This is a genomic window from Sphingobium mellinum, assembly GCF_037860795.1.
Lineage (GTDB): Bacteria > Pseudomonadota > Alphaproteobacteria > Sphingomonadales > Sphingomonadaceae > Sphingobium > Sphingobium mellinum.
Genome location: NZ_JBANRK010000002.1, coordinates 1 through 24,931, shown reverse-complemented (window position 1 = coordinate 24,931; position 24,931 = coordinate 1). Strand labels below are relative to the sequence as shown.

Annotated in this window: 23 protein-coding genes, 1 tRNA gene and 1 pseudogene; 16 read left to right on the top strand and 9 right to left on the bottom strand. The window is 60.0% G+C overall.

Annotation, left to right across the window (positions count from 1 at the left end; translation table 11 throughout):
• Window positions 1-16 precede the first annotated feature (16 nt).
• Window positions 17-337: a thioredoxin TrxA gene (gene trxA, locus AAC640_RS04510; protein WP_340264918.1), complete on the top strand. Its 321-nt coding sequence runs from the start codon at window positions 17-19 to the stop codon at window positions 335-337.
• Window positions 338-396: 59 nt separating this feature from the next.
• Here trxA and AAC640_RS04505 read toward each other — a convergent pair whose 3' ends face one another.
• Window positions 397-1,194, bottom strand: a complete 798-nt coding sequence (locus tag AAC640_RS04505; protein ID WP_340264917.1) for an inositol monophosphatase family protein — start codon at window positions 1,192-1,194, stop codon at window positions 397-399.
• A complete protein-coding gene (gene argJ / locus AAC640_RS04500; RefSeq protein ID WP_340264916.1) occupies window positions 1,194-2,420 on the bottom strand; it encodes a bifunctional glutamate N-acetyltransferase/amino-acid acetyltransferase ArgJ in 1,227 nt (408 codons plus the stop codon). The genes AAC640_RS04505 and argJ overlap by 1 nt, the downstream gene beginning before the upstream one ends.
• Before the next feature lie 302 nt (window positions 2,421-2,722).
• Here argJ and secA point away from each other — a divergent pair, with 302 nt between their 5' ends.
• Complete coding sequence (secA, locus tag AAC640_RS04495) at window positions 2,723-5,452, top strand: preprotein translocase subunit SecA (RefSeq protein WP_340264915.1); 2,730 nt, start codon at window positions 2,723-2,725, stop codon at window positions 5,450-5,452.
• A gap of 114 nt (window positions 5,453-5,566) precedes the next feature.
• Here the strand turns inward: secA and AAC640_RS04490 are convergent, their stop codons facing one another.
• Window positions 5,567-6,016: a DUF983 domain-containing protein gene (locus tag AAC640_RS04490; RefSeq protein WP_340264914.1), complete on the bottom strand. Its 450-nt coding sequence runs from the start codon at window positions 6,014-6,016 to the stop codon at window positions 5,567-5,569.
• A gap of 254 nt (window positions 6,017-6,270) precedes the next feature.
• Window positions 6,271-6,507, bottom strand: a complete 237-nt coding sequence (locus AAC640_RS04485; protein WP_340264913.1) for a hypothetical protein — start codon at window positions 6,505-6,507, stop codon at window positions 6,271-6,273.
• A 651-nt stretch (window positions 6,508-7,158) separates the two neighbouring features.
• Here AAC640_RS04485 and AAC640_RS04480 point away from each other — a divergent pair.
• The 5 genes from AAC640_RS04480 to AAC640_RS04460 all read left to right on the top strand — a co-directional run bounded on the left by AAC640_RS04480 (window position 7,159) and on the right by AAC640_RS04460 (window position 11,754).
• Window positions 7,159-8,418, top strand: a complete 1,260-nt coding sequence (locus tag AAC640_RS04480; protein WP_340264912.1) for a tyrosine-type recombinase/integrase — start codon at window positions 7,159-7,161, stop codon at window positions 8,416-8,418.
• A 492-nt stretch (window positions 8,419-8,910) separates the two neighbouring features.
• Window positions 8,911-9,135, top strand: a complete 225-nt coding sequence (locus tag AAC640_RS04475; RefSeq protein ID WP_340264911.1) for a helix-turn-helix transcriptional regulator — start codon at window positions 8,911-8,913, stop codon at window positions 9,133-9,135.
• Window positions 9,132-9,425 (top strand): hypothetical protein, encoded by a 294-nt coding sequence (locus tag AAC640_RS04470; protein WP_340264910.1) that lies wholly within the window; start codon window positions 9,132-9,134, stop codon window positions 9,423-9,425. Before AAC640_RS04475 ends, AAC640_RS04470 begins: the two co-directional genes overlap by 4 nt.
• A gap of 93 nt (window positions 9,426-9,518) precedes the next feature.
• Complete coding sequence (locus tag AAC640_RS04465) at window positions 9,519-11,336, top strand: AAA family ATPase (protein ID WP_340264909.1); 1,818 nt, start codon at window positions 9,519-9,521, stop codon at window positions 11,334-11,336.
• Window positions 11,337-11,475: 139 nt separating this feature from the next.
• Entirely contained in the window at window positions 11,476-11,754 is a 279-nt protein-coding gene (locus tag AAC640_RS04460; RefSeq protein WP_340264908.1) for a hypothetical protein, read from the top strand.
• Window positions 11,755-11,810: 56 nt separating this feature from the next.
• On the opposite strand, the gene AAC640_RS04455 is transcribed toward AAC640_RS04460, so the two are convergent.
• The 5 genes from AAC640_RS04455 to AAC640_RS04435 all read right to left on the bottom strand — a co-directional run bounded on the left by AAC640_RS04455 (window position 11,811) and on the right by AAC640_RS04435 (window position 15,609).
• Complete coding sequence (locus AAC640_RS04455) at window positions 11,811-12,107, bottom strand: GIY-YIG nuclease family protein (RefSeq protein ID WP_340264907.1); 297 nt, start codon at window positions 12,105-12,107, stop codon at window positions 11,811-11,813.
• The gene (locus tag AAC640_RS04450) at window positions 12,104-12,241 is read right to left on the bottom strand and encodes a hypothetical protein (RefSeq protein WP_340264906.1); all 138 of its coding nucleotides are present in this window, start codon (window positions 12,239-12,241) and stop codon (window positions 12,104-12,106) included. Before AAC640_RS04450 ends, AAC640_RS04455 begins: the two co-directional genes overlap by 4 nt.
• Complete coding sequence (locus AAC640_RS04445) at window positions 12,234-13,784, bottom strand: ATP-binding protein (protein ID WP_340264905.1); 1,551 nt, start codon at window positions 13,782-13,784, stop codon at window positions 12,234-12,236. Before AAC640_RS04445 ends, AAC640_RS04450 begins: the two co-directional genes overlap by 8 nt.
• Window positions 13,785-14,033: 249 nt before the next feature.
• The gene (locus AAC640_RS04440; RefSeq protein WP_340264904.1) at window positions 14,034-15,161 is read right to left on the bottom strand and encodes a tetratricopeptide repeat protein; all 1,128 of its coding nucleotides are present in this window, start codon (window positions 15,159-15,161) and stop codon (window positions 14,034-14,036) included.
• A 358-nt stretch (window positions 15,162-15,519) separates the two neighbouring features.
• A tRNA-Ser gene (locus tag AAC640_RS04435) sits at window positions 15,520-15,609 on the bottom strand.
• Window positions 15,610-15,764: 155 nt separating this feature from the next.
• On the opposite strand from AAC640_RS04435, the gene AAC640_RS04430 reads away from it, so the two are divergent.
• The 9 genes and pseudogenes from AAC640_RS04430 (at window position 15,765) to AAC640_RS04385 (ending at window position 24,797) form a co-directional block, all read left to right on the top strand.
• A complete protein-coding gene (locus tag AAC640_RS04430) occupies window positions 15,765-16,802 on the top strand; it encodes a lytic murein transglycosylase (RefSeq protein ID WP_340264903.1) in 1,038 nt (345 codons plus the stop codon).
• Between the two features lie 126 nt (window positions 16,803-16,928).
• Window positions 16,929-18,092 (top strand): D-alanyl-D-alanine carboxypeptidase family protein, encoded by a 1,164-nt coding sequence (locus AAC640_RS04425; protein WP_340264902.1) that lies wholly within the window; start codon window positions 16,929-16,931, stop codon window positions 18,090-18,092.
• Complete coding sequence (gene tmk / locus AAC640_RS04420; protein WP_340264901.1) at window positions 18,089-18,715, top strand: dTMP kinase; 627 nt, start codon at window positions 18,089-18,091, stop codon at window positions 18,713-18,715. Before AAC640_RS04425 ends, tmk begins: the two co-directional genes overlap by 4 nt.
• Window positions 18,712-19,674 (top strand): DNA polymerase III subunit delta', encoded by a 963-nt coding sequence (locus AAC640_RS04415; RefSeq protein WP_340264900.1) that lies wholly within the window; start codon window positions 18,712-18,714, stop codon window positions 19,672-19,674. The genes tmk and AAC640_RS04415 overlap by 4 nt, the downstream gene beginning before the upstream one ends.
• A 43-nt stretch (window positions 19,675-19,717) precedes the next feature.
• Entirely contained in the window at window positions 19,718-21,280 is a 1,563-nt protein-coding gene (metG, locus tag AAC640_RS04410) for a methionine--tRNA ligase (RefSeq protein WP_340264899.1), read from the top strand.
• Window positions 21,281-21,284: 4 nt separating this feature from the next.
• Window positions 21,285-22,073, top strand: coding sequence for a TatD family hydrolase (locus AAC640_RS04405; RefSeq protein ID WP_340265341.1), 789 nt, complete (start codon window positions 21,285-21,287; stop codon window positions 22,071-22,073).
• Window positions 22,070-22,864 (top strand): MBL fold metallo-hydrolase, encoded by a 795-nt coding sequence (locus AAC640_RS04400; protein ID WP_340264898.1) that lies wholly within the window; start codon window positions 22,070-22,072, stop codon window positions 22,862-22,864. The genes AAC640_RS04405 and AAC640_RS04400 overlap by 4 nt, the downstream gene beginning before the upstream one ends.
• A gap of 5 nt (window positions 22,865-22,869) precedes the next feature.
• A pseudogene (locus AAC640_RS18365) lies at window positions 22,870-23,499 on the top strand (retropepsin-like aspartic protease family protein).
• Window positions 23,496-24,797, top strand: coding sequence for an MFS transporter (locus tag AAC640_RS04385; RefSeq protein ID WP_340264895.1), 1,302 nt, complete (start codon window positions 23,496-23,498; stop codon window positions 24,795-24,797). Before AAC640_RS18365 ends, AAC640_RS04385 begins: the two are co-directional and overlap by 4 nt.
• The last annotated feature ends 134 nt before the right edge of the window (window positions 24,798-24,931 follow it).

The window sequence follows — 24,931 nt, the reverse complement described above, 5'->3', positions numbered from 1 at the left end:
GAAGGAGATATCAGATATGGCAACCAAGGCAGTCACCGACCTCAGCTTCCAGGCGGACGTTATCGACGCGGACAAGCCCGTGCTCGTCGATTTCTGGGCGGAATGGTGCGGTCCGTGCAAGATGATCGGCCCGGCCTTGGAAGAGATTTCCGAAGAGCTTGCTGACAAGGTCACGATCGCGAAGATCAATATCGATGAGAATCCCGATGCGCCGGGCAAATATGGCGTGCGCGGCATTCCGACGATGATCCTGTTCAAGAATGGCGAAGCCGCAGCGACCAAGGTGGGAGCCGCACCCAAGAGCGCGCTCAAGGGCTGGATCGAAAGCGTTCTTTGATCCCATGAACCGGGGAGGGGGCGAAGCTGCCTTCCCCGGGGCTCATCGCAATCGGTCTCTCACCGAAATAGTGTCTCGGCCGCCACATCCCAAAGCCGGGGCGACGATGCCCCCAACAACCCGCGCCGGCTATCCCCGACGACATAGGGTGTCCCATCCAGCCGCTGGCAGCAGCCGCCCGCCTCGTTCAGGAACAGCGTCCCCGCCGCATGATCCCAGGGCAGTGTGCGGGAAAAGACCGACACGTCATTCTGCCCCAGCACCAGTCGCGGATATTGCTCGGCAGCACAGCGCGGGATGTCGACAAGGGCGAACTGGCCTTCCGACCGCCGCTGGATGTCGGCGCGCTCCTCGGGCGTCATGAAATAGACCGCGAGAGCAGCCACCGGCTGGGCGTTGCCGGACTCGCGCGCACGCACCTGCTCGCCATCAATGTGACTTCCCGCCCCCAGGATGGCGTGGCACAACCGGCCCGTCAGCGGATCCAATATCCACCCCGCAAGGGTCGTGCCCGCATCGACTAGGGCGATCATGACGCCGAAGGGCGGGCGCCCGGCGGCGAAATTTCCGGTGCCGTCGATCGGGTCGATGATCCAGTTGAGCCCCTGTCCCGCGCGGTCCAGGATGGCCGGCTCGGCGGCGCAAGCCTCTTCGCCGATGACGCCCGCTTCCGGCAGGATCGCGGACAATCCTTCAGCCAGCCGGATTTCGCTTTCCCTGTCGGCGATGGTCACGAAGTCGTCGGCCGCCTTCTCGCTGATCTCGTCGGCGCGCAGATTCCGGTAGCGCGGCATGATGATGTCACGCCCCACCGAGCGCATGAGCGCGACCACCGGCTGATGCAGTTCAAACGGCATCAACTGCGATAATCCGCATTGATCGAGATATATCCATGCGTCAGGTCACAGGTCCACACCGTGGCCCTCCCGTCGCCCAGGCCCAGGTCAACGCCGATGACAATCTCCTGCCCCTTGAGATGCGCTGCCACCGGCGCTTCGTCATAATCTTCGACCGCGAGGCCGCGCGCCGCGACCTGGGTTGAGCCGAAGCGGATCGACAGCCTGTCGCGGTCGGCAGGCTCGCCCGCCTTGCCGATCGCCGCGACGACGCGTCCCCAGTTTGCGTCCTCGCCTGCGATCGCCGTCTTCACCAGCGGCGAGTTGGCGATCGACATCGCGATGCGATGCGCGCTGGCGTCGCTTTCCGCGCCTTCGACCGTGATCTCCACGAACTTGGTCGCGCCTTCGCCGTCCCGCACCACCAGATGCGCGAGTTGCAGGCAGAGGTCGCCCAGCGCCGCGGCAAAGGCATCCGTACCCGGGTCATCCATCGATGCGAGCGGCGCGTTGCCTGCCTTGCCGGTCGCAAAGGCCAGCACAGTGTCGCTCGTCGATGTGTCGCTATCCACCGTGATGCACGAGAAGGTCCGCCGGTTCGCCGTGGAGAGCATCTGCTGCAAGAGCTGGGGCTCGATGGCCGCGTCAGTGAAGATATAGCCCAGCATCGTTGCCATGTCGGGTGCAATCATGCCCGACCCCTTGATGATGCCGACCAGTTCGACACGGGTGTCGCCGATCATTGCCGACGTGCGCGCGCCCTTTGCGTAGGTGTCGGTGGTGCCGATGGTGTTCGCGGCCTCTTCCCACCCGCAAGGTTCAGCCGCGAACGCCGCATCCAGCCCCGCCTCGGCCTTTTCGGCCGGGAGGGGGACCCCGATCACGCCCGTCGAAGAAATGAACACGTCCGAAGGCAGGCAGGACAGATGATGGGCGACCTTGGCGGCGATGGCCTCAACCGCGGCCCGCCCCCGATGGCCGGTAAAGGCGTTGGCATTGCCCGCATTCACCACCAGCGCCCGCGCGGAGCCAAGAGGGATGGCATCCCGGCACCACTCGACTTCGGGAGAGGGGCATTTGCTCTGCGTCGTCACGCCCGCGACGGCCGTCCCCTCCGCCAGCTCGACATAGGTAAGGTCGCAACGGTCCCAATTCTTGTAGCGCGCCCGCGCCACGCGTGCGGTTACGCCCGCGATGGACGGTAGGGCGGGAAAGGCGGCGGGAGCGAGCGGAGAGACCTGTGTCATGCCCGCCGCTTAGCGTAACTGTGGCGCGGGTCAATCATGCGTCGCACCAATGCGCCCGCGCGGCCGGGCGCAGGGCAGGTTGACGATACTGTATGTGTGACCCGTCTCTTTGTTTCTTCGTGACTATATGGCGTGAAATGCAAGTACCGCGCAGGCTCGCAGCCCCTTCGCCTTGCAACGGCGAAGGGGCCAAGGCTTTATCGGCGCTCCGATTGACTAACGGATGTGTCGTGCCTAAATCGCGGCGCATATGTGCGCCTCCCGAAAGGGGCCGCGCGCTCCCCCTATTGTCAGGAAGCTGCATGTTCGGCGCACTCGCCAAGTCCATCTTCGGATCGTCCAACGACCGCTACGTCAAGTCGCTGGGTAAAATCGTCGAGCGCATCGCCTCTTTCGAGCCCAGCATTTCGGCGATGAGCGACGAGGAGCTTTCTGCCCAGACCGTGCGGTTCCGCGAACGCCTGGCCCAGGGGGAGACGGTGGACGATCTGCTTCCTGAGGCTTTTGCGACCGTGCGCGAAGCGGCCAGGCGCACGCTCGGGCAGCGCCATTATGACGTCCAGATGGTCGGCGGCATCGTGCTTCATCGCGGTGAGATAGCCGAAATGCGCACCGGTGAGGGCAAGACGCTCGTCGCAACGCTCGCCACCTACCTCAATGCGTTGGAAGGGAAGGGCGTCCATGTCGTCACGGTGAACGACTATCTCGCCACGCGCGACTGCGAATGGATGGGCCAGGTTTATCGGTTCCTTGGCCTCACGACTGGGGTCATCGTGCCGAACCTGTCGGAGGACCAGCGGCGCGAGGCTTATCACGCAGACATCACCTACGCGACGAACAACGAACTTGGCTTCGATTACCTGCGCGACAACATGAAGTATGACCGGGCTTCGATGGTGCAGCGGCCGTTCAACTTCGCGATCGTCGACGAGGTGGATTCGATCCTGATCGACGAAGCCCGCACGCCGCTGATCATCTCCGGCCCGACCGACGACAAGTCGGAACTCTATGTCGCCGTTGATACTATCGTGAAACGGCTCGATGAGTCCGATTACGAAAAGGACGAGAAACAGCGCTCTGTCACCCTGACCGAAGACGGCACCGAAAAGATCGAGCGTATGCTGGAGGATGCCGGCCTGCTCGAAGGCGCAAACCTCTATGATTTCGAAAACACGGCTGTCGTTCACCATGTCAATCAGGCGCTGCGCGCGAATGTCATGTTCCGCCGCGACATCGACTATATCGTCAAGGACGACAAGGTCATCATCATCGACGAGTTCACCGGCCGCATGATGGACGGCCGCCGCTGGTCGGATGGCCTGCACCAGGCCGTGGAAGCAAAGGAAGGCGTCCAGATCGAGCCGGAAAACCAGACGCTGGCGTCGATCACGTTCCAGAATTATTTTCGCATGTATCCCAAACTGGGCGGCATGACCGGCACGGCCGCGACCGAAGCGACGGAATTTTACGAAATCTACAAGATGAACGTCGTCACCATACCGACCAACCGGCCGGTGCAGCGTGCCGATGAAGAAGACAGCTTCTACAAGAATCTGGAAGACAAGTTCCGGGGGATCGCCAAGACGATCAAGGTTCACGCCGAACAGGGGCAGCCCGTTCTGGTCGGCACCGTCTCGATCGAAAAATCGGAAATGCTGTCTGAATTCCTGACGCAGGAAGGGGTGAAGCATGCCGTGCTCAACGCCCGTTTCCACGAAAGCGAAGCGCATATCGTCGCCCAGGCGGGCCGCAAGGGCACGGTGACGATCGCCACCAACATGGCTGGACGCGGCACCGACATCAAGCTGGGCGGCAACCTCGAATTCCGCGTCGAGGATGAACTGCGCGATATGCCGGAAGGGCCGGAGCGCGAAGCCGCCATCCGCCGGATCGATGCCGAGATCGAAGCCGAAAGACAGGAAGTGCTGGCGGCGGGCGGCCTGTTCGTGCTGGGCACCGAACGTCATGAAAGCCGCCGCATCGACAACCAGCTGCGCGGCCGTTCAGGCCGTCAGGGCGATCCGGGCCTGTCGCGCTTTTACCTCAGCCTCGACGATGATCTGATGCGCATCTTCGGGCCGGACACCATGTTCGCCAAGATGATCCGATCCAATCTGGAGGATGGCGAAGCGCTGCCGCCTTCCAAATGGCTCAGCAAGGCGATCGAGACCGCGCAAAAGAAGGTCGAAGCGCGCAACTATGATATCCGCAAGCAGGTTGTCGAATATGACGATGTCATGAACGACCAGCGCAAGGTCATCTATGAGCAGCGTAGCGACATCATGGATGCCGATACGGTCGACGACGTCGTCACGGACATGCGCCATGAAACGGTGAATGACCTGGTCGGTGCGTCCTGTCCGCCCGGGACCTATCCGGAACAGTGGGACATGGATCGCCTGAAGGCGCGGACCGCTGAAATCCTTGGCCTGGAGCCGGACTTCGATGCCTGGCTGGCGGAAGACGCGGTCGATCCCGAGATGATCGAAGAGCGCCTGAAAGCTCTCGCCGACGAAGCCGTGGCGGAAAAGGTCAGGGAGATTGATCCCGAAAATTGGCACATGATCGAAAAGAGCATTCTGCTCCAGAGCCTCGATCATCACTGGAAAGAGCATCTCTCGACACTCGACGCGCTTCGCCAGGTCGTGCATCTCCGCGCCTATGCCCAGAAGACGCCGATCAACGAATATAAGCAGGAAGCCTTCGCCCTGTTCGAACGCATGCTGGGGAACATCCGTGAGGATGTGACCGGCTCCATCGCGCGCATCCAGTTCCGTATGGAAGAACCGTTGCCCGAATTCGAACTGCCCGTTCTGCCCGACTTCATCACCACGCATATCGATCCCTTCTCGGGCGATGACAACAGCAGCGATGTCGATGGGGCAGGGATCGGAATTACCACAACCATTCCGCGCCCGCGGCTTGGCGATGCGCTGGCCGGTGAGTTCGCCAATCTCGATATCAGCCGTAACGCACCTTGCCCCTGCGGATCGGGCCAGAAGTACAAGCACTGCCATGGGGCGCTGAATTGAGCCGTTAGGCCATGGCGCGTCCGAACTGACGCCGATTTGCGGGCGGAACGACCGTTTGTCTCACGGTCTTTACGCGCGCCCTGTCAACCTCCGGTCATGGCCGCGCCCGATCGCTCACTGGTCCCGTCGCTTGTCCGCCTCTTGCGCGTGCAACTTCGCCCAGAGATCCGCGGTGCCGGCTTCCTGCGCCTGATTCACATATTGCGCGGCGACCAGCCACCCCTTGATCGGCCGCATCGGCAATATCGTCGTCAGTATCAGCACCGGAATGCCCACGGCGATATGTACCCAGAGCGGTGGCCGGGCCAAAATCTCCAGCATGATGATGAAGATGACGCCCGGCACACAGGCAAACAACTGGACGAACACCGCCGGACCGTCGGCCGGATCTGCGAAGGAATAGTCGAGCCCGCAAAATTCACAATGATCGCGTACGGTCAGGAAACCGCGAAAGATATGCCCCTTGCCACAGCGTGGGCACAGGCCTCTCGCTCCCGTTTGGATCGCAGATAATCGCGGCCATGTTCCCGGCTGGTGCGGGAGGTGATTGTCTTCGATCGTCATGGATATGCCCTCGCTCTCTGCGCATCATGCGAGATGCGGGACATTCTTTTCAATCGGTCTTTTTGCCCCAGCCTGGCGGCAGGCGCACCATGACGGCGTGCCGCTACGGAAAGCAGCCGATTATATATTGCCGGAAAAGCCGATTACTGCTAATCGACGGCCGATTTGGATGCCCGACAGCATACAGATCGCGCCCCCGGCGTCCCTTGCTCGGGGGCGCTTTTTACTGACCGGCTACCGCTTCGGATCGCGCCTCAATGCGGCCGCGTCGGAGGCTCTGGCTCGCCCGGCGGATCATAGCGTTCCAGGGCGTCATGCAGCACCTGGTCCGGACATGATATCGACAGCGCCCTGACCTTGTACCGCAGCGCCAGTTCGCGATGCGCGGCGATCTCCGCCGCGGGAGCGTGCCGCGCGGCGGCCTGGTCGGCTTTCGCGGCTTCTTCCCGCGCCCGCCTGAACAGATAACGGGCATCAATGTCAGCTGGCATCGCAACCTCCCGGTGGACAGGCGGGACCCTAGCATTTTGAGCCCGGCATCGCCTTAACGCCGGTTAAGGGATGGGGCGGCCACTTCCACCTCTGCCATTTGTCATACGCCACCTTAGCAAAGGTCCTCCCAGGGGCTTGCTGCTAATATGGTCATGCACGAATTTAGAGGAGGCAGCCTTGCCCGAACACCCGCCATTTCTTGATGCAGCCGAAGATCGACGCCGTTTTCTGCAAAATTGCGGCCGTTTCGCAGCGACAGTGCCACCTGCCATGACGATTCTGTTGTCCACATCCCTGTCTTCGGCAGCCATCGCCAAGTCGATGGGCGGGGGTGGCAGCGGCCCCAAGCCGGATGGCGGCGCACCCAAGTCGCCGGACAGCGGTCCACCCAAAGGCCCTGACGCAAGTCAGAAATTGACCACGCCGATCAGGGACGGACACGACGGCGTGAGGCGCCCGGACGGTCGCGGCGCTGGCGGGAACTAGGCGAAGGGTGGCGGACAGGGTGTCCGCCAAAAATATGAAAACGGCCAAACACTTAATCCAAAAATCAACCTACAACGTATTATATTTTAAAGGTTTTGATTTACCTCATCTCATGTGACATCATCCAATCTTGCCATTTGTGTGGGGCTGAATGTGGGGTTGATGTGTCACAGCTCACTGACTTAAAACTCAAAGCGGCCCAGCCTGGCGGAAAGCCCATGCAGGACGGGTCGGTTGTGGGCCTGCGCTTCGAGCCCAGCGCCCAGAAGGGCCAAGGCAAATGGATTTTCCGCTTTGTCTCGCCACTGACGGGCAAACGTCGGGATATGGGAATGGGCGCATACCCCGACGTTGGTCTTGCGGATGCGCGCATGAAGGGAACCTTGGCGCGCCAACTCATTGCCAACGGCAAGGATCCGATTGACGAACGTGGCGCGCAGAAGGCGGAACGGAAGGCATTGGCCGAAGTCCTTACTTTCGAGCAAGCCGCGCGCCGGGTTCATGAGGACAGCAAGGACGGCTGGAAAAATTCCAAGCACCAAGACCAATGGATCAATACGCTTCGCGACTATGCCTTCCCCAAGGTCGGGGCGAAAAAGGTTGCGGCGCTTAATCCGGCTGATTTTGCGGACCTTTTGCGCCCCATCTGGCTAGCGAAGCCGGAAACCGCCACTCGCCTAAAGCAGCGATGCCACAAAGTCATGAAGTGGTGCTGGGCGAACGGCATGGTGCAGGGCAATCCGGTTGACGTGGTGGACCACCTCTTGCCCCGACAGCCAGGCAAACGAGAGCGCGTGCGCCATCAGCCCGCAATGGATTGGCGGGCGGTGCCTGACTTCGTCGTCTCATCGCTTCGCTCGGGACCAGCCAATGTCACGCGCGCACTCCTGGAATTCGTGATTTTGACCGCTGCACGGTCAGGAGAGGCTCGGGCGATGCGTTGGGATGAAGTGGATGAGTCGATGCGGACGTGGACGGTGCCTGCCCATCGCCTAAAGACTAAAGTTGAGCATCGCGTCCCCCTTAGCGAAGCGGCGATGAAGGTCCTGGAGGCCCAGCGTAAAGCACATCCCGATAGCCACCTTGTGTTCCCCGCGCCGCGAGGTGGTGTCCTGAGTGACATGGTGCTGACCAGCTTCCTACGGGATCAGAAGGCCGCAAGCAGAGATAAAGGGCGAGTCGCCACGGCGCACGGATTTCGCTCATCATTTCGGGACTGGGCATCTGAGAACGGCTATGCGCGTGATCTTGCTGAAAAGGCATTGGCTCACACCATCGCTAACAGGACTGAGGCAGCTTATCATCGCACGGACCTGTTGGAACAGCGCCGACCAATGATGGAGCATTGGGCGAGGCATGTCTGCGGGTGTACGGGATCGAACGTCGTATCGATCGAAGCCCGGAGACGATCGATATGGGAATAACGGGAGCCCGGCCCAGGGGAAGGCCCCGAAAGAACCACCCCCTAGATTGGCTGCTTTTAGCCCCCGATCATGTTCGGCATGCGAAGGGCGAGATGGGGGTGAACACTGATTGGGTTGGTAGACGCGAGGTTGGCGAATTCGCAAGGAAGGAAGGAGCCGGAAACGGTCTCAGGAAAGCAGGGATTGTGCAGCGTGCAATCAACAACGCGGCGCGAGCGGCGGTCGCGGAACAGACCCGTCAATGGTTGTGGCAGGACCACGGTGATCTAATTCGCACCCCGCGACTGAGCCAGAGTGCTGTCGCAACTGAGATTATACAGAGGCAGGCCGCCGTTCCTCAGGAATTCAGAACTCTGAGGCGGCACATAGGTCGCATACGACGAGAGCGCGGCGTCATCTAGCAGCTTGCCGTCTCCGGTTGGCCAGGCCTCCTTGCACGAAAAATCCAGGCGCTGGCACATCGGGCTCCATGGTGTTTCATGGAGACCTGCGATGACCTGGGAAGGCGACTACACAGCCGAAACGACGCGAGCCATTCGGCTCAGGAAAGTTTGTGATCTAACTGGAGCCTCTCCCGCCACCATCTGGCGTTGGGTGCGTACCGAACCCGGTTTTCCGCAACCTTTTCACCTTTCAGCAGCCATCACGGCTTGGGAAGAGGCCGAGGTTGTCGCGTGGCTCCGGATGAAGAAAGCCAAGCGGGGAGGTGTGGCATGAGTCGGGAGCCGCAGGACGACGCGCCAGACGCCGAAGGGGCAGTCGATCATTTCTTCGACGGCACCCGTTACGAGCACTACGCCACGGCGTTCAACGCGATGACCTCGCTCGCCATCGAGCGGCTTTGCGGCACGATTTCAGAGCGGAGCTTCCAATGGGAGGTTTGGAAGGCCGCTCTGCGCAGCGGGTTGCCAGGAGAATGTGGCGTGATCTTTGCTGATCGGATCGAGGCTGGGCTGCGTATCCTACTGCAACCGAATGCCTCTAGCAGTGAAAATTCGGGGGATTGAAAGGTGCTGCAAGGGGGGAACGCCACGCCGCTGAAGGCGCGTCCAATCATCAGCCAGAACATACCCGCCCTTTTGCGAGGAGTGAAAAGGTGGGTGTCATGGCGGGCTGGAGCTCCAAAACCCACCGGTAAGTTCGACAAAATTCCGGTGTCCGCCGTCACTAGGCGCAATATCAACCCGCTTGATCCTAGCAACTGGTTGTCCATCGACGACGCGATAGATGCCTGCAATTGCGGAAAGAGCGATGGTATCGGAATAGTCCTGAGTGACGAGCATCCGATCAACCTGGACGGTGTCGACTTCTATTTGACCGCCGTCGATCTTGACGATTGCAGTGACCGTACAGCTGAATGCCAAGCGTTGTGGCGTCAGCTGGGGCGGCCGTATTTAGAAGTTTCACCTAGCGGCAAAGGCTTGCGCATGCTGGGCCTGTCCCGCACGGCAGTCCGCGGCGGAAACGCTGGGGGAGGGCGTGAGTTATATGCCACCAAGCGTTTCGTCACGATAACCGGCTGGGATGCTCGCGGAACCCTCGCCGATTTCACCAACGAAATTGTTGCGGTGGATGAGCGCTGGTTCGGCACCCGTGGGGCCAGGAACAGTGTTAAAACGATAGCAGTTCAAACATCTCATCCTGAAGCCGAGCCGTTCGTGCGTCCCGTCTTGGCGATGCTCGATACAGTCTCATCTGATACTGAATATGAGACATGGCGCGACATCATATGGTCGGTAGCATCCACTGGATGGAATAGTGCGCGGCACATCGCTCACGTTTGGAGCCGCAAAGCCCAACATAGATACGATGCTGCCGCCCTTGATCGGCTGTTCGATGATTTCGATCCGGGCCGGGGGATCACGCTCGGCACCTTAATCTATCATGGCCGGAAAAATGGCTGGTCAGGTGAATGGCCGCCGACAACTCAGCAAATTGACCAACCCATGCTCATGACGGCGGATCAGCTACGGCAGATACCCGTACCTCCCTATGTCGTGCGCGGGGTGCTACCCGCTAAAGGGCTCGCCGCGATTTATGGCGATCCTGGATCGGGAAAATCCTTCTTGGCCCTGCACCTCGCGCACGCTGTCGCGACAGGGGCGCACAACTGGTTCGGGTTTCGGATTAGACAAGCTCCGGTCGTCTATGTCGCGCTTGAAGGTCAAGGCGGTATGGGCAGGCGTATCACTGCGCTCGAACGCCATAGCAAACAGCTGTGCCCCGATGCCTTCCGTATTTGCTGCCGTGACATCCATCTGCTGACGGGGGAGGGGATCGACGATTTGGCATCCAATATTGTAGCAACTGTAGGAAGGGGGGCGGTCATCATCATCGACACCCTCAACCAGGCCTCTCCCGGCGCGGAGGAAAACACCTCTCAGGATATGGGGCAGATCATCGCAAGCGCAAAACGATTGGCGTCGGAAGTCAATGGCTTGGTTATCTTCGTTCATCATTCTGGAAAGGAGCGCTCCCGGGGGCCGCGTGGTCACTCGTCGCTGCTCGGAGCCATGGATGCCGTAATTGAGGTTGTGAAAGAAGCGTCTGGCCGCAGCTGGTCAATTCGGAAGGCCAAGGATGATAGCGGCGACGAAGCGAGGGACTTCGACTTGATCCCCTACGAGGTGGGGCATGATTCGGAGGGCGCTATCATGAGCTGCGCGGTGCAGCAGGCGCTGCATGTGAAGGCACCTAAACGGCGTCAGCTAACGGGGAAGCATCAAAAGGCGGCAGTGGCTGAATTGCGTCGGTGCCTAACTCTGCCGGGCCAATCGCTGGATTACAAACAAGCGATCAGTTGCGTTGCCGCCATCCTCACCACCGCAAAACCTCACGAGCGTGCGAAGGAGGCGGTGGATGCCCTTATCCGCGCCGACCACCTTTTAATGAATGAGGGGGTGGTCAGCCTTACTTGAGCCCGAAAGTTCTCCCGAACCCGAACCCCTAAAGGGGATTCGGGTGTTTCGGGGATTGAACTTCAACCCGAAATGGACCCGAAACGGGTTTTCGGGGACCGCGTTGTCAGCCTGAGCCTAACCACCAGCGAGAATTGCCATGCCGTCAGCCTACATCAATGCCCTGAACCGTGAGATGGCCGCGAGCGCGACGGCGCAGCCCGCAAAGCCTGATCTGCGGCAACGCTTCACCGAATGGTATGACAGCCTCCCGGTCATCTCCCGGCATCGCCCTTTCGCGATGGCTGAATTTGAGCAGGCGTTGGGTAGCCAGGGGAAATACCTGAGCCCGATCCTTTTGAGCCTGGGCTGGGAGAGGCGGCGAAAGTGGTCTGACAAGGCACAATATTCCCGGTACTGGTTGCCACCTCGTTTGTGATTTTCACAAGTCCGCACGGTGGTAACATAGATAAGGCACCGGTAATTATTTGGCGATTATAATACTGAAACTAGACCGATAAACTTGGGCCAGCGGTTATAGCCGACTGCTGGATCGTTGGACCGAAATTCAACTATGGCGCGGCGCTCCATCTCGTTCACCTCTTCTTGAGTCGCGGTTTCTGATTCCCACAGAATATCGCGCGTCACGGTGAAGCTGCGGCGCTCTTCCCGCGTGAAATCCCTGGCGATCATCGCGCTCGACGCGCTGCCGAAATAGTTGATGCTGTCGGTCACGTCCTGCCCGATGTAGATTTTGCCGTTCGGATAGGTGACGCGGTAAACGACCTTCACTCAGGCTTATCCGGCGTAGGCTTATGCTGCACGAGCTTGGCAAGCCTCTCCTTGAAGCACTGTTTATCGTCTTCTGCTTCTAGCTCGCAGGCGACTTCCTTGAACTTGTCGAGTTGAGATTTGTCATCAACCATCAACCCTCTCCCTCAAGCGATAATGTGCCTTGTGATCTCTGGTGTAAGTGCCTGCTACAAATTCCAGCACGCCTTTGCGAACCAGCCTTTCCAAATCCTTTTTCGACGTTGCCCAAGTTCGTCCGGTTATGCGGGAGGCGTCAGAGACATGAATTTCACGGTTACGATATGCGTGCGCGGCAATAGCGATTTCATGTTCCTGCAATGCCTTCCAAACCTCGACCCCGAAGAAAAGTGCTACGTCACGATCTGATGCGCGTTTACGGGTAATATGGTCGTTAAATAGCGTGACTTTGACGACCACGCCATGCACCGCCTCTTGGCGAAATACCGGCTCAGGAAGCCTATAATCCGCCATACTTTCCTTAATGCGACGGGTTCCTTCGCGAGCCATTTGAACATATCCCAAATAGCGCATTGCATCCATAAAGTGATTGTTTCGAGCCGCCCGCGTTAGGTAAAGGTTACTCTCGTTGACCGGAGGCACAAACCCGCCTGGACTTTCAATTTCCATCCTATTTGGAAATAATTTCACCGTAATCTCGGTTCCGGCGAAGCTATATGACCGGTGAACACACGCATTTACAAGGGCCTCAAACCAAGCCCATCTAGGGTATTCTGGAGTTGTTTCAAATTTTCCATCTTGGTTTAGCCAGGTCACGTCATAGATTAGTTCATCTAATTCTTGCGCGACTGTCTTTATGATGGAAACTACACTTCCCTCAAAGAAGCGATCTCTCAGTGGATTGTATTCAGCCCCCGATCCTTCTGTCTCTCCGGCAAATCGCTGCACTCTAACCCGGCAGCCCGGTATGCTCTTGCGAGGACTTTTTGCAGCCAACAATACTAAGGCATTGGTAGGAACAGTTTTACCATCAACTTCCGTCAATAGGTAGCGATCCTTGAGAATTTCCTCATTGGTCCAGTTTTCCCTTCGTTCACGAGTTCGAAAACCATCGCAAAAATCCTGAACAACCCCCAAGTCAAACTCAGAAGGATAAGTATACGGAGCAGGCCTAAGTTCATATGTCAATTCTTGGCGAGTAGACCGGAAATCCTGCTTTTCTTCATCACTCATCTTATGGATTGTGTCGCCATAGCGAATCCAAGCTTCTTGCTTGTTGGTTTCTACTAGGCGACCAATGTACGGAATGTATACGGCAATACAAAAATTCTTAGCGCCGTCAACGGTTGCTTCGATCCTTCGAAATTCAGGCCGAGATTCCGGGCAGAGTTGAGTGTGGCAGGATTCAATTCTATTTTGCTGGTCGGGAGATAGCGCCAAGCAGCCCGTCGGATTGCCGTTTGAATCGGCCCCAAAAAGCAGCACTCCGCCGTCAGGAGTGTTGGAAAAGGCGCTTAGATATTTCGCCATGTCAGCGAAATCAATTTTGCTGCCCCCCTTATAATCAATGCGCCGGCTTTCCGCAAAGTGCGGCATCATCTGCGCCGTCAGACGCACCCATATCTCGCGCGGCGTCCAAAGCGCGGGATTATCATCGACGGCAAATGGCCCTTCAAAAGGCAGTTCGAACTGGCTCATTGCAACGACATATAGTGTGTCGACTATTGTGTCGACACACCATATTTTACGCAGCGATCCGCGACAGGTGAGGTGTTTTGCCTGCGATGCCCTTCAACCCACAACGGCGCGCTGGCGGTCATTCACGCCATGGGAGGGCACGGTTATTTTCCCGAAACTCGTGACCTGTCGGGTTCCAGGAGCGTAAAGAACCCGGAAGGCGCTATCCGCTGCGGCCTGAAGAAGTGTGGCCAGTGCCGCCATATTAAGTCAGTGCGTCACCGGTATGAATTGCCCCGTTCGGGTGTCGACGACGCCGTTAGGACCGGCAGGAGCGTAATAGGTGCCGTCGCGTGTGCTGGTGAACCCGGAGCCCGACGGAGCATAGAATTCCCCCGTGCGAGGGTTGATTGCTCCGACGTTTGAGGGGCTGGTGCTGCGGGGGGGTGTAGGGGCAGCGTCACTGACGGCGGGAATGCTTCGACGTGAACTGGAACTCGCACCAAACCGCCGCTCTAGTCGCTCATATGCATTTTCCTCGTCTGCGCTCTCAATGGCTCCCATCCGTATACGAGGTTGCGGATTGTATGCGGGGGCAGGGTCCACGACTGGCATCGTTCGCGTTCTAATACCCGAGGCAATCACAGTCGCACTGGGATCGTCGCCTACCGGGAAATTTTCAGTTCCCATCAGGGCTGCCGCTTGAGCAACGGTTAATCTCGGGTTCAATTGCAGAAGCGTTGCCAGGCGCCTTTTTGCCAAGATGTCTGGTAAAGCCGTCATTAGAAATTTTTGGGCGATTGGTTCGCCATTAGCGGCAGCTTGCCTAACCCAACGGGCACCTTCCTCAATATCCTCCTCTCCCCCTTCTCCTAAGACCATCATAATGCCGACCATGCCCTGAGATGCGACATGCCCCGATTTCGCCGCTTCCAAACCTAGTCGGCGTGCTTCACGCTGATCTTGGGGAACTCCGGTTCCCGATGAATAACGCATTGCAAGCTGGAACTTCGCTTCCGGATATTCATTAGCCGCAAGTTTCCACCAACTAGCCGCTTCCTGTGGATCTTTTGGAACGCCATGTCCAAAGAAATACATCACGCCGACCAAATATTGAGCTTTGGCGTAGCCCTTCAAAGCCAGAGGGCCTAGTAATTGCAGAGCCTCATTGTAGTCAGAAGATCGATAGAGATTATTCGCTGTTACTATCTTATTATCAACATCTTCCGGTTCTGGTATTACAGCTTGATCCTTGGCGTATTCGGATCGCACTTCGGCGGCAGTGATCGGCTGCGAATTAATGAAGCCCAAAACTACCATTCCGAGCGCAACGCCCACAATAAGCCCGATCAACATCTTGCCATAAGTGGATTTTGCGAAATTATGGAACCGCAGCATGTCTATACGCCGCCCCCTCGCCGCCTTACACTTCATTAAGTTATCGAAATAACCTGTATGCGGCAAAGGTAATAATCGGCCCCAGAATCAACGGGGTGCAGAAAATTGGCGAATTTTTCAAAAAATATGTGGGAGATCATGATGCACACCCCCCATGTGAACGTTGGTCCCCCTCGGGGGCGTCCAGCCCGAAAAGGAATGCTTGATGCAGGTCTGTGCCCTTAAAGCGACGGACTCTGCGAGACGCTTATGCCGTGAGCGACGATCAGCCTTGGCTGGAAATAATGTGGGGCCAACTGTGGGGCGGAAAAGCGCGGAATATAATTATCGGTCAAGATCAATGTCTTGCGATAAAGTTTGGCGGACAGGGTGGGATTCGAACCCACGGTGAGCGTAAACCCACGGCGGTTTTCAAGACCGCTGCCTTAAACCACTCGGCCACCTGTCCGTCGCATGGCTTCCTAGCGAAGCCGGCGGCCAAGCCAAGTCCAAAATCGCGTAATGGGCTATATCTGCCTTTACGGCTCCACCACGTGTATCGCGATTAAGGGGATTACATCACCGCGCGTCCCTGTGCCACAAAAGGGCTAGGGAGATTCTTCAATGCGTTCCATCATCCTCTCGCTCGGTCTGGCCATCGCCGCGGTGATCGCGGCGATCCTCATGAGCAGCCAGGCGATGGCGCAGGACGATCTCGCCTTTCGCGCCTATCTGGATTCGCTTCGGCCCCGCGCCCGCGCCATGGGCATTCGGGACGCAACGCTGGATTCCGTTTTTCCCACGCTGACGCCCAACCCGCGCGTCGTTCAGCTGGACCAGACCCAGCCGGGCGGCGGGGCCTATTCGCCGATCCCCAATTTTGAACCCTATCGCCGCCAGCATGTCGATGCCGCGCGCATAAGCCGGGGACGCGCCGCCTATCTCGCGAACCGTGCCCGGCTCGCCCGGATCGAGGCGGAAACCGGCGTGCCGGAGGAAATCATGGTCGCTATCTACGGTCATGAAACCAATTATGGCGCCTATACAGGCGATTTCGACCTGATCCGATCGCTGGCGACCCTGGCTTATGAAGGCCGACGCCGCAGCCTGTTCGAACCCGAATTGCTCGCCACGCTCAAGATGCTCGACAGCGGCGTCCCGCGCACCCGCCTTGTGGGCAGCTGGGCGGGAGCCACGGGCTATCCGCAGTTTCTGCCCAGCGTCTATCTGCGTCTGGGCAAGGACGGCGATGGTGACGGGCGGGTGGACATCTGGAACAGCGAAGCCGATGCGCTTGCATCCATCGCCAACTATTTCGTGCATTCAGGCTGGCGGCGCGGCCAGCCCTGGGGCGTCGCTGTCTCCGTGCCCGCCGGCCTCGACCGATCCGGCATCGCTGCGCGCCTGACCCCGGCCCGATGCCCTCGCGTCTTCAACCGCCATAGCCGCTGGCTGACCATGGCCGAATGGCGCCGCCTGGGCGTCACTTCCATAAATGGCGTCTGGCCGGGCGACACGGTGATGGCTACCTTGCTGGAACCGGACGGGCCGGGCCAAACCGCCTATCTGCTGACCACGAATTACCGGGCGATCCTCGATTATAATTGCTCCAACTTCTACGCCCTGTCAGTCGGGCTGCTGGCCGATGCGGTAAGGCAGTAGCGGCCCGCATCGTCCTTTCCAGCAAGCCGGCGCCTACAGGGCCTTGAGGGATCGAGGCTGTCATGGCTAAGGACATGCAACGGGCATTTGATCATTTCCGAATCCACCAGTGCGAAGGCAGTCCTCATGAAAAAGACCGTAGCCGCCATTTTCTTCGTCGGCCTGATGGCGCAGCCGCTGACCGCTGCCGCGCCGCCTTTCACGACTGTGGCGCCCATCGCCTATATGAAGGACCTCTCATCGGGCGCGGTCCTTTACGACAAGGGTGGCGAGACTCGCATGCCCCCCGCCTCGCTGGCGAAGATGATGACGGCCCATGTCGCCTTCCGACTGATCCAGAAGGGTGAATTGAAGCTCGATACGAAGTTCACCGTTCGTCCGGAAACCTGGCAGAAATGGCACGGTCCGGCGGCCGGATCGACCATGTTCCTGTCGCCGGGCGAACAGGTGTCGGTTGAAAATCTCCTTCATGGCATCGTCACCCTGTCGGGTAATGACGCGTGCGTCGTGGTGGCCGAGGGGATCGCCGGTACCGAACAGGCTTTCGTGTCCCTGATGAACGACGAAGCCAAGCGGCTGGGCCTCAGGAACAGCCATTTCGGCACCAGCAATGGCTGGCCCGATAATGGCGTCACCTATGTCACGGCGGAAGATCTCGCGCGCCTCGCCGAAGCGACGGTCGAGGAAACGCCCGACCTCTACAAGCGCTTCTATGCCACCCGCTCTTTCACCTGGGGCAAGACGATGGGTGGAGCGGACATCGAACAGGGCAACCGCAACCCGATATTGGGCAAGGTGGCTGGAGCCGACGGGCTCAAGACCGGCCATACCGAGGAAGCGGGCTACGGCTTTACCGGTTCTGCGATACAGGATGGCCGGCGCCTGGTGATGGTGCTGGCGGGATTGCCGACCTACAACAGCCGCATCAGTGAGTCGGTGGCCTTCATGGACTGGGGCTTCAAGGCGTGGAAGGCGCAGCCCCTCTTCAAGAAGGGCCAGACCGTCGACACGGCAGCAGTGCAACTCGGAAGCGCGACAAGCGTGCCCCTCGTAGCGCCCCAGGACATGGCCGTGACGCTGCCGCGCACTGCATCGGGCAATGTGTCTGTGAAGGTTGCCTATATGGGCCCGATCAAGGCGCCGATCGCCAAGGGGCAGAAGATCGCCGAACTCATCGTCTCCACGCCTGATACGCCGCCGCAGGTGCTTCCCCTTGTCGCTGGCGAGGAAGTGGCCGAAGCCGGCATCTTCGGCCGGCTGTGGAACGGGCTGAAGTCCTTCTTCGGGTGACGCGCGGCCGTTTCATCTCTTTGGAAGGCGGGGAAGGAACTGGCAAGTCCACCCAGTTGCGGGCCCTTGCCGCCGCGCTGCGTGCACGCGGCCTGGAGGTTGTGGAAACCCGCGAACCTGGCGGCAGCGAAGGGGCTGAAGCAATCCGCGCGCTGCTGCTGACAGGTGACGCCGATCGCTGGAGCGCGCGGGCCGAAGCGTTGCTGTTCGCCGCCGCCCGGGCAGATCATGTCGAAAAGACCATAGGTCCGGCGATCGGGCGAGGGGCCTGGGTCCTGTCCGACCGCTTTATCGACAGCAGTCGCGCCTATCAGGCGATGGGCGATCTCACGGACGACGATATCAAGGCCCTGCACAGGATTGGCAGCGCCGGCCTCCTGCCGGACCGCACGTTTATCCTGTCTCTGCCCGATCAGGAGGCGCTGGCACGCGCCAACCGTCGCGACGGTGACGCGGCCGACCGGATCGGCGGCCGCGATCGCGCCTTTCATCAGCGTGTCGCCCAAGCCTTCGCCCGCTTCGCGGCACAGGAGCCTGAACGCGTCCGCGCCATTGACGCATCGGGTGATGCCGATGCCGTGACCGCGCGGTTGCTGGACGCGCTGGACGATCTGCTGCCATGACCCGCCTGATCGGTCATGATCGGCAGGTCGCGACGCTGCTCGCGGCTGTCCGCAGTGGCCGCCTCCATCATGGCTGGATACTCGCTGGACCCAATGGCGTGGGCAAGGCGACCTTCGCGCGCGCCTTCGCCCTGCGCCTGCTGGCGGAGGCGGCCGGCCCGCCGGTCGCGGCCGAGGGGCTGGATGTGCCAGCCGATCACCCTGTCGCCAGGTTGATCGACGCGGAATCGCACCCCGATTATGCCGAGTTGCGCTGCCTGGAAAAGGAAAGCGGGACGGCGCGCAACATCACCGTCGATCAGGTCCGAGGCCTCCAAAGACTGATCCAGTCGGCCCCATCCCTTTCCCCCCGCCGCGTCGTCATCATCGATAGCGCTGATGATCTGGAGCGGGGCGCGGCGAACGCCCTGCTCAAAAGTCTGGAAGAGCCGCCGGCGGATATGCTGTTCCTGCTGGTCAGCCATGCGCCCGGACGCCTGTTGCCGACCATCCGCTCCCGCTGCCGCACCCTGCGCTTCGACCCGCTTGACGATGCGCAGATGCGGGACGCGCTGCGTGCGAGCGGCGAGGCCCTGTCCCCGGGCGAAATCGATTCCCTGGTCGAGGCGGGGGAAGGTGCTCCGGGGCGGGCGCTTCGTTATGCCGGCCTGGACATTGGCGAGATTGATCGAACGCTTGCCGCGATCGCAAATGACGGGGATGCAGGCAATGTCCGGCGCCTCGCGCTCGCCAAGGCGCTTTCCACCAAGGCGGCTCGTCCGCGTTACGAGGCTTTCCTGGAGCGTGCTCCCGCTTTCATAGCGCAGGCTGCGCGCCAGCGCAGCGGCGATGCGTTGCGCGTGGCACTGGACCGGTGGGAAGCTGCTCGCCAACTCGCGGGCGGCGCCGTCATTCTTTCGCTGGAACCCGGCGCGGTGACCTTTGAGCTTGCCGGCCATGTCGCGGCGCTTGCGGCCTGAAAAGCGGCTTTGCGCGCGCCTCGACTCTCGCTAGGGAAGGCGCATGTCGCAGCCCTACACGATCACCACCGCCATCAGTTATCCCAACGGCCGGCCGCATATCGGCCACGCCTATGAGGTGATCGCCACCGACGCCTTCGCCCGGTTCCAGCGGCTGATGGACCGCGATGTCTTCTTCCAGACGGGCACGGACGAGCATGGCCTCAAAATGGCCCAGGCCGCGCGCGGACGCGGCATTGAACCCAAGGCGCTGGCCGATGAAATGTCTGGATATTTCAGGGATATGGGAGACAGGCTGAATATCAGCTATGATCGATTCATCCGTACCAGCGAGCCCGATCATCATCGCGCCAGCCAAGCCATCTGGCAAGCCATGGAGGCGAATGGCGACCTGTATCTTGGCCGCTATGAAGGCTGGTATTCGGTCCGCGACGAAGCATTTTACGACGAGAAGGAACTGGTCGAAGGCGAGGGCGGCGAAAAGCTTTCGCCGCAGGGCACGCCCGTCGAATGGACGGTTGAGGAAAGCTGGTTCTTCCGGCTGTCTGCTTATCAGCAGAAACTGCTGGATCTCTACGAAAGCCAACCCGACTTCATCCAGCCCGACAGCCGCCGCAACGAGATCATGCGCTTCGTCGAAGGCGGCCTGTCGGACCTCAGCATCTCGCGGACCAGCTTCGATTGGGGCGTGAAGGTGCCCGGCACCGCAGGGCATGTCATGTATGTCTGGGTCGACGCGCTCACCAATTATCTGACCGGTTGCGGCTATCCGGACGATGCCGATCGCATGGCCCGCTATTGGGCCGAAGGTGGCGACATCACCCATATCATTGGCAAGGATATCGTTCGTTTTCATACCGTTTACTGGCCGGCATTCCTGATGAGTGCAAAGCTGCCTTTGCCCAGGCAGGTGTTCGGCCATGGCTTTGTCCTCAACCGGGGCGAAAAGATGTCGAAGTCGGTCGGCAATGTCGCGGACCCGCTGGAACTGGCGGATCGCTTTGGCGTCGATCAGTTGCGCTACTTCCTCCTCTCCGAAGTCACCTTCGGCAATGACGGCAGCTACAGCGCCGAAGCCATCGTGGCCCGGTCCAACAGCGACCTGGCCAACAGCTTCGGCAATCTGGCCCAGCGGACGCTGAGTTTCATCGCCAAGAATCTTGAGGGGCGCCTGCCTGAACCCGCCGCGCAAGAGGCAGACCAGGACCTGATGACCGCCATCATCGAGGCCAGCAGCACGTTCCAGTCCGCGATGGCGCAACTGGCGCCCTCCGTCGCCATAGAAGCGTGGATGCGCGCCGTATTCGCCTGCAATGCCTATATCGACGCGCAGGCGCCCTGGGCGCTGCGCAAGACGGACCCGGCGCGGATGGAAGCAGTGCTTGCGACCCTCTATGAAGCGATCGCCAGCCTCGCCATCATGGTCCAGCCCGTCATTCCGGCCAGTGCGGCTACCTTGCTCGACCAGATGGGATTGAACCGGGACGGGCGCGGCTATGCGGCCATCGGCGGCGACTGGTACAGCCAGCTCCGCTCCGCAGGCTTTACATTGGGTCCGCCCAAGCCGCTTTTCCCGCGTCTCGAACTGACCGAAGCGGATGCCTGACACGATGCTGATCGATAGCCATTGTCACTTGAATTACAAAGGCTTGATCGAAGATCAGAAGAATGTGCTTGAACGTGCTCGCGGGGCAGGGGTGGGACTGATGCTCAACATCGCGACCCGCGAAGGCGAGTGGGACGCGGTGCTCGAAACCGCGGAACGCGAGACCGACGTCTGGGCCACTGTTGGCATCCACCCGCATGAGGCTGACGAACATCCCCATGTCGACACAGCCAAGCTGGTCGAACGGGCGGCGCATCCCCGGGTCGTGGGCATTGGCGAAACCGGGCTCGACTATTATTACGACCATAGCGACCGCCAGCAACAGCAGGCCAGCTTCCGGGCCCACATCGCCGCCGCGCGCGACACCGGGCTGCCCTTGATCGTTCACACCCGCGACGCGGAAGAAGACACGCTGTCGATCTTGCGCGAAGAAATGAAAAACGGTTCTTTTCGCGGTATCATTCATTGTTTTACCGCCAGTGGCGCCTTCGCCGACGCCGCCCTCGGCCTGGGGCTCTATATCAGCATCTCGGGCATCGTAACGTTCAAGAGCGCGAAGGATCTGCAACATACCGCTGCGCGGCTTCCGCTCGACCGTCTGCTTGTCGAAACGGACTCGCCCTTTCTGGCTCCGGTGCCACATCGCGGTAAGCCATGCGAGCCGGCCTTCGTCGCTGACACCGCGCGATTTCTCGCTATCCTGCGGGGCGAAAGCTTCGAACAATTGGCGGAGGCCACGTCCGCGAACTTCCACGCGCTGTTCAGCAAGATCGGATCAGGGCGGCGGGCATGAGCCTGACGGTCACCATTCTGGGCTGCGGGACGTCATCCGGCGTTCCTCGGATCGGTAATGACTGGGGCAACTGCGATCCGCAGGAGCCGAAGAACCGCCGTACCCGCGCGTCAATTCTCATCGAAAGCGCGACCACGCGTCTCCTTGTCGACACCTCGCCGGACATGCGCGCCCAGTTGCTGGCAGCGGACGTGATCGATATCGATGCGATCCTCTGGACCCATGATCACGCCGACCACAGCCACGGCGTCGACGATGTCCGCCAGATCTATCATCACCGTCACAGCCCTGTGCCTGGCTATGCACGCAGGCAGACGCTGGCTCTGCTCAGAGAGCGCTTTGCCTATGCCTTTGAAGGGCGGCAGGGGTATCATCCCACGATCGAACCCCATATCCTCCTCGATCGTCTGCGCATCGGGGACATCGATATCGTCTGCACCGACCAGCCTCATGGCGAAATTTTCTCCACGGGCTTCCGCTTCACGCACGATGGTTGGTCCATCGGCTACGCTACCGACTTTCACGCCCTCACTGCGGACATGATCGCTCTCTATGATGGCCTTGATGTCTGGGTTGTCGATGCCTTACGCGAAAAGCCGCACCCGACTCATCCCCATCTGGCGCTCACCCTCGACGGCATCGCCGCCGTTCAACCTCGCCTGGCGGTCCTGACCCATATGGATCAGAGCATGGACTATGCGACTCTGACGCAGTTACTCCCCGCTGGCGTCAAGCCAGGCTACGATGGCATGGTGGTCCGGCTCGGCAGCGACGGGCGGCTAGGGGGCTGATAGCTATGGACGCGGATCAGGCGATGTCCGGCCTTTGGTATGTGCTGGCGCTCGTCCTTGTCGGGTCCGCGCTACTCGCGCGTCGCGCGCCACTCGGCGGCATGTTCCGCATGACGTTGCTGTGGGCCGTTATCTTCATCGCGCTGCTGGGACTGTTCAAGCTGGGCGAGCAGCGCGGCTATTTTCCTGCTCGCACCGTGGTGTCAGCCCCGTCTGTCGCGCCCGGGGGCGGGTCTCTCGCCGCAACGCCTTCCACCCGTGCCTTAGGATAGGCATTGCACATCCCCATGGCGCCTGATGGTCATTTCTGGGTGGAAGCCACGGTAAACGGCACGCCCGCGCGATTCCTGATCGACAGCGGGGCCAGCGTGACGGCGCTTTCGGTTCCGACGGCGCGCGCCGCTGGCCTTAATTTCGATATGAATGGGCCGGGTGTCGCGATGATGACCGCCAACGGCAAGATAGATGCCAAGCGATCCACCGTCTCCACGCTTGTCATCGGGCCCATCCGCACCAGCGATCTCGACATCGTCATATCGCCCGCCTTTGGCGAGGTGAATGTCGTTGGCATGAACCTGCTGTCGCGCCTGAAAAGCTGGGGCGTTCAGAACGGGGAAATGGTGATGACGCCATGACGGGACCGCTCGCCGCGCGACCGCCGACCCGACACGAGCGCGTACGGGCCATCATCGGCGGCTCGGCCGGCAATCTAGTCGAATGGTATGACTGGTATGTCTATGCGGCCTTCACGCTCTATTTCGCGCCCCATTTCTTTCCGACCGAAGATCGGACGGCACAGCTGCTGAGCGCAGCTGGCATTTTCGCGGTCGGGTTCCTCATGCGTCCGATCGGCGCCTGGGCCATGGGGGTCTATGCCGACCGGCACGGCCGAAAGAGCGGACTGACCCTGTCCGTTGGGATGATGTGCGCGGGATCGCTGCTCATAGCGGTGACGCCGGGATATGACGTTATTGGCGTCGGCGCGCCGATTCTCCTCGTTCTCGCGCGGCTTGTACAGGGGCTGTCGATCGGTGGCGAATATGGCGCGAGCGCGACCTATCTGTCGGAGATGGCAGGGAAAGACCGACGAGGATTCTACTCCAGCTTTCAGTATGTCACACTAATTGCTGGGCAGCTTATAGCAATCTGCGTGCTCATCCTGCTCCAGGCCACGCTTGGTGAAGCGGTTCTCGATGCGTGGGGCTGGCGTATTCCTTTTGTCATTGGCGGTCTGTTGGCTGTCAGCGTAGTCTGGCTGCGGCGGGGTTTGCGTGAAACGCAGAGCTATGCCGTAGCCAAGGCCGAGAGTGGGCGCCGATCGAGCTTCGTGGAGCTGATTAGGTGTCATCCGCGCGAGACGGCGACCGTAATGTTGCTGACGGCGGGCGGCACGATCGCCTTCTACGCTTATTCCATTTACATGCAGAAATTCCTTGTCAACACCAGCGGCCTGACCCGCGAAACAGCATCCGAAATCAACGGCATAACCTTGTTCTTTTTCATGCTGTTGCAGCCGGTTGCGGGCATGGTGTCTGATCGCGTAGGGCGCAAGCCGCTGATGATCGGCTTTGGCATATTGGGTATGATCACAACATATCCGATCTTCGCGACGCTCGCGGCGACGCGGGATCCCCTTATAGCTGCGTTGCTGGTGATGGCCGGTCTTGTCATCGTCACCGGCTACACCTCGATCAACGCAGTGGTGAAAGCCGAACTTTTTCCAGCGCACATCCGTGCTTTGGGGGTCGCCTTGCCGTACGCGTTAGCGAACACGGTATTTGGTGGAACGGCTGAGTTTGTCGCGCTCTATTTCAAGCACGCTGGGGTGGAGGAAGGCTTCTATATCTACGTTACAGCAATGATCGCGATATCGCTCATCGTGTATATTCGCATGCAGGATACGCAGCGCCATAGCCTGATCCGGGAGGACTGAAGCGAGCAAAGCTGGACGGGCTATCGCGATATAATTTAACATAATATATATTATCGGTCTATTTCGGTGTAAGCGCCGGATAGAAATGACACCCCTCTGCTAGATAGAAATGACACCCTGAGGCGTCCTTAGCA